The following is an 8,900-nucleotide window of genomic DNA, read 5'->3' on the forward strand; positions in this document are numbered from 1 at the left end:
CACCTGTGATAAACCACTCGACTGCCAAACCTCTATATGCTCTTGCTGATCTGTCAGTAATAACATTGGTTACCCTCATGAAAAATTCAAGAGGATAGCTAAAATATTTGTTGTGTTTTAGATGGTTGGATTGGACGCTTACACAGAAGCTTCGACATTGGCTTCTACCAGGCGCTCTGTATAGCGAATCGAATCGACAGATATTGGCGGCCATAATCGCTGCGATGGATTAACCCGTTGGTCTCCCTCCGTGTCCACAATGCCTGTTCCAGTGCATCGAGTACCAAATCGGTATGCAATGAACGGCTGACGCGCCAGCCAACAATACATCGCGCAAAAACATCCGTGATAAAAGACACATAAACAAATCCCGTCCACGTTGCGACAAAGGTAATGTCCGCCACCCATAGCTGATTGGGGCGCGTCGCTACAAATTGCCGATTAACTTTGTCTGTTGGTCGGTCAAGCAAGTTATCCGCAATCGTTGTCCAACATTTTTTATCGCGCCTGAGGCCCTGTGTTCCCAGTTTCTTCATTAACCGTTCGACTGTACAGTGCGCAACGCGAATACCTTCACGCAACAGTTGACGCCATCCTTTGTTGGTACCATTAACTTTGAAATTACTCTGCCATACTCGCTGTATATCGCTTTCAAGTCCCTTATCTAGCTTGATGCGATCAGCCAACCGATCAGGATCTCGATCACGCACTTTGTGTTCATAGTAACTCGACGGAGCAATCTGAATTTGCCTGCAGATTGGTTCGACCCCATACCGCGCTTTATGTTTATCAGCAAATACCTTCATCACTTTGGTCGGCGGTCGATCTCCGCCTACGCAAAATAAGCTGATGCCTTACGCAATATCTCATTTGTTTTTTTCATTACTCTATCCTCTCAAGAAATAGAGTCTACGGCAATCTCGGGGCGATTCTTGCCAGATCTCACTTTCCGGCAGTTGGATCCGGAGCCTTTCGGGTTCGGCTCAGTTGAAACCTAAGTATGAAATTATTTTTAGTCAGAGGAGATTTATATGTCTGTTTATTAATGCCAAAACCTGTCTACCTCACAATTTTCATAAGGTCTGGGGACGTCTGCTCAAAATGCTGGATTGCCGCACTTGAGAATCCATGACATTAGATATATGTATGCCTCCATTCTAGTTAAACAATGAATGCAGCAGACTTTAGGACACTGAGTCCCATCCGTGACACAAAGATATGTACCTCTATCTATCAAATCATTGTGGGAACTGCCAATAGTGCATCAATCAAAATCAGGGATGCTACGAGAAGCTCGATATAAAGAAGAAGGAAATGTGTTGTATAAAAAACAAACTACTAAGTGATTGGTCTAACGTATATCTAAATAAAAGCCTATTGAATGTGAATTAATTGTTAATATATTGTGAACTTTTTGTGAAGTGTTTAGTCTATAGTGTATACAGCATTTAAATACTTTTCTTTTCTTTCTTAGTTTTATTAGGAGCTTATTATGAAATCAACTCAAAACCTTGCATTGCTCGGTGTGTTTTTATTATTAGGCGTGGTTTTATTTGGCGCTTCAACATCAGTATCGGCCATTCAGTCTGAAGCCAGTTGGGTAGTATTGGATCTCTTTTTAGGAATTGTTTTCTTTGTGAGCTATATAGTAATTGCTTCACTTAGCGGCCCTAAAAATACTGTGCGCAGATCTTACACGAAAATTTTTGCATAAAACTCCCGCAACTCCCTCCAAGGTCAATGTTATTAATACATTGGCCTTTTTTATTTAGAGACACCTTGAACACGGCCATAAATCAAAATCAGGGCGACATCGAGAAACTCGGTAAGCGTCCAACCCAACCATCTAAAACACAACAAATATTTTAACTATCCTCTTGAATTTTTCATGAGGGTAACCAATGTTATTACTATCCGAGGAATGACACATATGATGGTCGATCTGAGTGAGAGTCAGGAAACTTGGCAACCCTAACGGCACCAGAGTTCCAATAATTACTCATTCAATAATTGAGTCAACCCATTATTGAAATCTGGTACACGTATTCTTACTATCCGAATGCACGATCAGGCCAGACGGTGGCCGACTCAACCAGATAGCCATACTCAACGCATCACATACTAATCTCGCTTTCATTCTTGAACTCATGCTCCAGTTAACAACCTTTCTGGAAAACAAATCGATGACAACAGCCAGATACAACCAGTCTTCCTGTGTCCAGATGTAGGTTATGTCGCCAGCATAGACTTGATTCGGGCTTGTAACATCAAACTGCCGATTCACTTTGTTCTCGAACACTGGTTGCTTGTGATTGCTGTTAGTTGTCACTTTGTACTTCTTCCGGTGTCTCACTTGGACGCCAGCTTCTTGCATCATGCTTCGAGCTTTCCAGCGACCAAGCGGATAACCCAATGCATTCAACGCCTTTCTTATCCTGCGACTGCCATATGTATTATTGCTTTCACCCATTGAAACTCCAGCGCCTTATCATATTAGCGTTAATTTCCAGGCTGCGTACCGCTTCCGTTATCGTATGCCCCTGATCCAGAACCAGGCTGATTGCATCTAATTTAAATTTCTTTGGATACTGCTTTCTTGTTACCATTTTTTCCTCTTAACTGGGTTGTCCAAGTCTATTAGACCATGTCAATCTCCATGGTCCTAAGGTAATGTATCTCTAGAATTCTTCCCAATCATCACCGCCGCCTGCTGCAAGCTTGCGAGGTTGATCTGGCAAGAGCGAGGAACCAGCGTTCGAATTCATTGCAATCCTTTTAGCCGCAGGTCCGCGATTGGGGAGTTTGGCAATGCTGGAAGGACGATTGCTTCTTTTAATCGGTGTCGCCGCAATTTGATTGCTATTAGACAATTTGAATATCATCACTGCCTGCTTAAGCGCATGCGCCTGATCCTGCATAGATTCAGCCGCCGCCGCCGCCTCCTCCACCAGTGCTGCATTTTGCTGCGTCACTTCGTCCATCTGTGTCACAGCTTGATTAACCTGCTCAATACCTGAGCTTTGTTCCTGTGAGGCCGCGGAGATCTCACTCATAATGTCGGTTACGCGCTTCACGGCAATGACAATCTCATCCATGGTCGCACCGGCTTCATCGACCAACCGGGTGCCATCTTCCACTTTATCAACAGAGTCGCTGATCAATTCCTTGATCTCCTTTGCCGCCGCGGCAGAACGCTGCGCCAATGTGCGCACTTCGGTTGCCACAACCGCAAAACCACGTCCCTGTTCACCTGCGCGCGCGGCCTCCACTGCCGCGTTCAAAGCAAGAATATTGGTCTGAAATGCAATACCATCAATGACACTGATAATATCGACAATTTTCTTGGAGCTTTCGTTGATCGAGCTCATGGTTTGTACGACCTGACCGACTACCGTACCTCCCTTTACCGCAACCTCTGATGCGCCGGCCGCCAGCTGGTTGGCCTGGCGGGCATTATCAGCATTCTGTCTGACTGTGGAAGTGAGTTCTTCCATCGAAGATGCCGTTTCTTCTAGGCTGGACGCTTGTTCCTCAGTACGCTGGCTTAAATCTGAATTGCCGGTGGCAATTTCGCTGGAGGCCGTAGTGATTTGATCTGTGCCCATACGCACTTTACTGACCAGATCGACCAGATTGTCATTCATCGTTTTCAGTGCCTGCAACAAAAGGCCTGTTTCGTTGTTCGAGTTCACTTCAATGTGGCTGGTCAGATCACCCGATGCCACCGCATTGGCCACCGCTACGGCTTCACTAAGCGGATTTATGATCGCGCGTATCAGCAGAAAACCGATTATCACAGCCAAAAGTACGCCAAATGCGATTACCGTCGAAGAAATCATGAAAATGTTTTCATAATTATTTTGAGTCTGTGCATAATCGTTTTCAGCTCCTGTACGCTGTAGATCAAGCAATGAGAACAAAGTCGTATGTGCCGTATTAAATTTGGATGAAGCATCTCCCGTCAAATTTGCTATCGCAGCGTCATAATCTCCCGAAGCTGCGGAAGCCACTGTACGATTACGTGATTCCACATAAATTTTCCATTGCTGCTCAAAATTTCCTGTCAAAGCTTTTCCTTCCGTCGTCATTTCGGTCGACAAATATTTCTGCCAGGCTTTGGCTATTTCGGCATCACGTGTATCGTTTAATGCGCTGTACTCTTTTACTATCTCAGCATTCCTGCTATAAGCAGTCATTGCCGTATTGAGTCGTATGCGCTGCACTCTGTCGACTACAAATGCCAGATCCCCTAGTGGAATCATGCGGTCTTCATAAAGATTTTTGGCAGAATCATTCGATTGGTTCAAACCATAGATACCCAAACTGCCAACACCTATCAATAATATTGATAGCAAACTAATTACAAATATTAATCGCGACTTTATCGATATATCTTTAAGCATCAGAATCTCCTTTAAGTCTTTCTATTCAAAATTAACCACTCGTTAGTTGACGCTTTGCTCAACCAAACCCATATCGCTGCCACCCATCAGTTTCTCGATATCAATCAATATCAGCATCCGCTCATCGACCGTTCCCAATCCCATGATATATTCCGTATCAATTATCGAGCCAAATCCGGGTGTCGGACGCATCTGCTCAGATTCCAGGTTGATCACATCTGAAACACCATCCACCACGACCCCCATGACCCGCCCGGCTACATTTAAAATAATCACCACCGTAAATTGATCATAATTCTTATTACCGAGCCTGAATTTGATCCTCATATCGATAATCGGCACGATAATTCCGCGCAGATTCACCACGCCTTTAATAAAGTCCGGTGCATTGGCGATTTGGGTTATGGAGTCATAGCTGCGAATCTCCTGTACCTTGAGTATTTCGATGCCATATTCTTCCCCTCCCAGTCGAAAAGTTAGAAACTCATTGGCCATACCGCCAGCCATAGCGCCGGGTAATTCTTTAGCTAAATTAGTTATTTGCTCTTGCAACACGGTTAATGCTCCTCTCATTTGTGATTTAAAAAATAAAAAGCTTGATAGCCTACGAGCCATCCTCTTCACTGGAATCTGATGAAAACATTGATTTATCCCGTTAGATATTTATGATTCAAGCAAATATATTCAGTCCTATGAATATATATTCTTTTAAATTGATTGAAATGAAGTAGCTTTTAACGGAATGTGAATAGATAAATTTTGTCAGTATGTTCTTATTAAACTATAAGAAATTAAAAATATTAATTGCAGGACATTTCTTAATGTATACCGATGATTCATTTTCAATTTTTATTCTTCACTTATTAAATTCAATCAGATAGGAATTATAATTATGAGAACGAGAAGTTGACTTGGCTCTGGATTGGCAGAGCCAATTTGGAGTCAAAGGATGGCCTTAATATTTCCGCTGTATGTACTACGTTTATCCAAACAAATCAACGAATCATCGATTACAGCCAGTCGGATGTTACGCAAGATCCGTGTTGTCATGGGGCGGCGGGGTGGTTTATAGTGATTACATGATTTGATAAAAATTGAAAATACGCTGATTCAGGCGAATGGCTACCTTGGTGGGTACATGCTGTCATCGGCAACCCCAGAGGGGTTTTTGTAGGGTACGGCATCACGGCTGTACCGTCATAGTATTGACAATCGTATCTCAACGAATTTTGCTACCGTTTTAACCGATGACATGAAAAACCAAACTACCCTCTCGGTTACTTAATGCTCGTTTGATTTGTTCTCATCTTAAACCGGAAAAATATAGAAGCATATTCTTATAATGCCCTACTTGATTATTAACACTACTAAGAGGTTGGTTATGTTGTACAATCAATCAGATCAACGCTAATGTTCAGATTCCATCATTTCGCACGTCAGACGTTCATCCGAGAGCACAGTAGCTTATCTCGCAGATTTAATTCAACGAAATTAGTAACAATCTGACAAAACATAGTAGATTAATTCATAGTAGATTTGATTTAAATTATCCACGAACAGAAGGTCAGGGTTATCGAACTAGGCTTAAGAGGCCGCTGAAAAAAACGTTTTTAAGACAGCTGGCACAAGTCAATAACAGGTGATAAAACGCTGTTTATGATTAATAAATAAGCACTTTAAGCCTGTTTTTAACACCGCAGCAGCAACGCAGATAGTTTTTCAACGGCCTGGGAAGCTCAACAAATGACAGAATATTGGCTGAAGCACATGAGACAGCGAATGATTGCGACGTGCAAACGCACACGATCAAGTCCCTGAAGCAGTAATTGCGGATAGATACACCCAATGCCTACAAACTGTTATCCCGTCAACAAAGTTGTGGCAAGTATGCTCCTTTCGGTATGAAAGAATCGCACATTCTTAACTCGTGACTACACCATTAGTGGAAGGCGTGATTTTTTAAAACCCAACTGTCTATCAGCTCGCGAAGTTGATCAGGATGCGTGGCTGGTAACCAGTGATCGGAATCAATGGTAATGAATTTAACCTGTGGCAATGCTGTAAGTAAGAGTTGCGTGCACTGCGCATCGGTGACACTTCCCCCGCGTGATTGAATCACCAAGCATGGACAATGCACAGCCGCCACTGGCAGTGGTTGCAAAAGCTCAATGAGATTACTGATGTACTGAATTGTAGGCATTGTTTTGATGTCATGCCAGGGTGAACCATAGTCTGCCAATATTTCTTTTAGTTGAGCGTTGTTAGCTTCATGCAAACGACAATCCAACGCCTGAAGGTCCAAAGTTTTGAGCTGGCGCCGGTAGAAACCGAGGCGATTTAGCAATTTAATCAATCCCAAAGCAAGATGAAGTAACGGCAAGAACCGACGTAGCCAGACAAGTACTCCAGTTACCGCTTCACGAGCCATTGGTTCGACAAGCACCAATCCGGCACACATACCGGGAAAGCGTGATGCGAAGCCAAGCGCAATGTTGGCACCCAAACAATGGCCCACAACAATAGCGCGCGTCTGCTGTTCGTGACAAAGTATGCTAGCAATGTCTTGACTCCAATCCCCGATACGTGCGGGACCGCGCCACAGGGATTCTCCATGTCCACGTAGATCCGGACGAAGCAGGAGGCGATCGGCAGTCAATCGACTATATTTGACGAAATGCCACCATCGAGTAGAGTTACTTGCTGCACCATGCAGCAGCACGATTGGTAGATTTTGTTTATTTTGTGTCGGCGTCCATCGCCGATATGCAAGCTCGACGCCGTCTTCACCCTGGAAAAATATTTTTTCATTCATTTGCAGATACTCGGTTTTTTTCAGACGTCAATTGACAATCCAGTAGCAAAATGACAGTAGTCATGGCCGACCAGTGAGTCAAGCCAGTCTCATTTCCATCGTTTTAAAACCACTGAGCACTGTCAAAGCGCCTACTAACTCACAACCAGCTCAGAATGTCATTGTGATTCATCGACTTTACCGCGCAGTGATTTTCTTTGACTCTGAATTGCCTTACCTTCCAGGCGTCTGATCCTGGATGCCTTTGTTGGTTGAGTGGATCTGCGTGGTTTCATCTCGACAACGACGCTGTTGATTATCGTTTGCAGTCGACTAAGCGCGTCTTCTTTGTTCTTGATCTGACTGCGAAACCGCTGGGCCTTGATGATAACAATGCCTTCACTGGAAATCCTACCATCCTTTAAATTCAACAGCCTTTCTTTGTAAGTTTCCGGCAGTGATGAGGCATTGATATCAAAGCGTAAATGAATCGCGGTCGATACTTTGTTCACGTTCTGTCCACCGGAACCTTGCGAACGTACCGCCTGGATTTCGATCTCGCTCAGCGGTATGGAAATATTATTCAATAGCATCAACATGATCAGTCACTCAATTTCAACTTTTTTGACCAGCCTTTTTATTGACAATGGATTCACGCAATTTTCCCGGATATCCAGCAGCCTGTCACAGCAGCATCTGCCGCTCATGCTTCAACCCCAGCGCATCGGCAATCGCAGCTAAACCTGCACTGGCAGCATACGAATACACATTATGAATATATGCAATTGCTGACCACTAAAATAGTAATCAATCAGGCGAAAATAATCGCCAATAGATTGATTACCTGATTATTGACAATTTTATTGCGATTTAGCACGCAGATAAAGAATCGTTCTGTCGGATCCCGGAGTTTGCCGTTCTTCGATTTCAAACAAGGCTTCTTTATCTTTGACCAGATCTGAGAGTTTTTTGTAACCATACAATCTCGAATCAAAGTCGGGCTGCAGCTTGGTCAGATAGCTCCCAAAAACACTCAGGTTGGCCCAACCCGTATCATCAACGGATTGCTCCAGTGCGGTCAAAACAAATTCTTCGGGAAATTGAGGTTTCTGCTCTACTGTTTTAGTAGCAGCCTTAGCTTTGGTAGATTTTTTCTTAGTCTTAACTTCTTGGAGTGATTCGTCCAATTCAGTGACTCGACTTGAACGCAGAATTTCGGTAAACACAAACTTGTGGCATGCATTGCGAAAGGCATCCGGTGTTTTCTTTTCACCAAACCCAAGCACTGTGAGCCCCTCTTCACGCAATCGCATCGCAAGACCTGTAAAATCACTGTCGCTGGTAATCAGACAAAATCCATCAAATTTTCGTGTATAAAGTAAATCCATTGCATCAATAATCAATGCGCTATCGGTAGCATTCTTTCCGGTAGTATAGGCAAACTGTTGCACCGGCTTAATTGCATATTTCTGCAGCACCCGCTTCCAGGACACGCTCGCTGGCGATGTAAAATCACCATAAATACGCTTTACCGTAGCTTCCCCGAAACGCGCAATTTCAGCAAGCAGCGCTTCTATAACGGCGGCCTGAGCATTATCGGCATCAATCAATACTGCCAATCGCAAGGTTGGTTCTTCGAGTTCATTTTTTACAACCAGTCGTGGAGAGGCCAAGATAGCTCCCATAATAGAAAAATATAAGTGAAT

The 8,900-nt window shown here is 43.7% G+C and carries 7 protein-coding genes, 2 pseudogenes and 1 other annotated feature; of the genes and pseudogenes, 2 read left to right on the forward strand and 7 right to left on the reverse strand.

Features of this window, described 5'->3' with window-relative positions; all coding sequences use genetic code 11:
* Positions 1-164: 164 nt before the first annotated feature.
* The gene (locus C7H79_RS15720) at positions 165-806 is read right to left on the reverse strand and encodes an IS3 family transposase (RefSeq protein WP_106708211.1); all 642 of its coding nucleotides are present in this window, start codon (positions 804-806) and stop codon (positions 165-167) included.
* Positions 732-848, reverse strand: a sequence feature (AL1L pseudoknot). (Overlaps the previous gene by 75 nt.)
* Before the next feature lie 644 nt (positions 849-1,492).
* Between C7H79_RS15720 and C7H79_RS15725 the strand changes: the two genes are divergently transcribed.
* Complete coding sequence (locus C7H79_RS15725; protein WP_106708212.1) at positions 1,493-1,714, forward strand: hypothetical protein; 222 nt, start codon at positions 1,493-1,495, stop codon at positions 1,712-1,714.
* A 339-nt stretch (positions 1,715-2,053) separates the two neighbouring features.
* Here C7H79_RS15725 and C7H79_RS15730 read toward each other — a convergent pair.
* From C7H79_RS15730 to C7H79_RS15740, 3 genes and pseudogenes are all read right to left on the reverse strand, one after another.
* Positions 2,054-2,606 (reverse strand): annotated as a pseudogene (locus C7H79_RS15730) (IS3 family transposase); the annotation flags it as partial.
* A gap of 72 nt (positions 2,607-2,678) precedes the next feature.
* The gene (locus C7H79_RS15735; protein ID WP_106708213.1) at positions 2,679-4,403 is read right to left on the reverse strand and encodes a methyl-accepting chemotaxis protein; all 1,725 of its coding nucleotides are present in this window, start codon (positions 4,401-4,403) and stop codon (positions 2,679-2,681) included.
* A gap of 42 nt (positions 4,404-4,445) precedes the next feature.
* Positions 4,446-4,958: a chemotaxis protein CheW gene (locus C7H79_RS15740; RefSeq protein WP_242447340.1), complete on the reverse strand. Its 513-nt coding sequence runs from the start codon at positions 4,956-4,958 to the stop codon at positions 4,446-4,448.
* 421 nt (positions 4,959-5,379) lie between these two features.
* Here C7H79_RS15740 and C7H79_RS19580 point away from each other — a divergent pair.
* A pseudogene (locus tag C7H79_RS19580) lies at positions 5,380-5,472 on the forward strand (IS1595 family transposase); the annotation flags it as partial.
* 870 nt (positions 5,473-6,342) lie between these two features.
* On the opposite strand, the gene C7H79_RS15745 reads toward C7H79_RS19580, so the two are convergent.
* From C7H79_RS15745 to C7H79_RS15755, 3 genes are all read right to left on the reverse strand, one after another.
* A complete protein-coding gene (locus C7H79_RS15745) occupies positions 6,343-7,215 on the reverse strand; it encodes an alpha/beta fold hydrolase (protein WP_106708215.1) in 873 nt (290 codons plus the stop codon).
* 158 nt (positions 7,216-7,373) lie between these two features.
* Entirely contained in the window at positions 7,374-7,793 is a 420-nt protein-coding gene (gene arfB / locus C7H79_RS15750; RefSeq protein WP_106708216.1) for an alternative ribosome rescue aminoacyl-tRNA hydrolase ArfB, read from the reverse strand.
* Between the two features lie 261 nt (positions 7,794-8,054).
* Positions 8,055-8,867: an NYN domain-containing protein gene (locus C7H79_RS15755; RefSeq protein WP_106708217.1), complete on the reverse strand. Its 813-nt coding sequence runs from the start codon at positions 8,865-8,867 to the stop codon at positions 8,055-8,057.
* Between the last annotated feature and the right edge of the window lie 33 nt (positions 8,868-8,900).

Origin of the sequence: Nitrosomonas supralitoralis, from assembly GCF_003011925.2 — a bacterium.
Taxonomy (GTDB): Bacteria; Pseudomonadota; Gammaproteobacteria; order Burkholderiales; family Nitrosomonadaceae; genus Nitrosomonas; species Nitrosomonas supralitoralis.

Bases quoted from the DNA above. Each gene is read 5' to 3' on its own strand.
- C7H79_RS15745 (WP_106708215.1), bottom strand. From the start codon at position 7,215: ATGAATGAAAAAATATTTTTCCAGGGTGAAGACGGCGTCGAGCTTGCA.
- C7H79_RS15725 (WP_106708212.1), top strand. From the start codon at position 1,493: ATGAAATCAACTCAAAACCTTGCATTGCTCGGTGTGTTTTTATTATTA.
- C7H79_RS15735 (WP_106708213.1), bottom strand. From the start codon at position 4,403: ATGCTTAAAGATATATCGATAAAGTCGCGATTAATATTTGTAATTAGT.
- C7H79_RS15720 (WP_106708211.1), bottom strand. From the start codon at position 806: ATGAAGGTATTTGCTGATAAACATAAAGCGCGGTATGGGGTCGAACCA.
- arfB (WP_106708216.1), bottom strand. From the start codon at position 7,793: ATGTTGATGCTATTGAATAATATTTCCATACCGCTGAGCGAGATCGAA.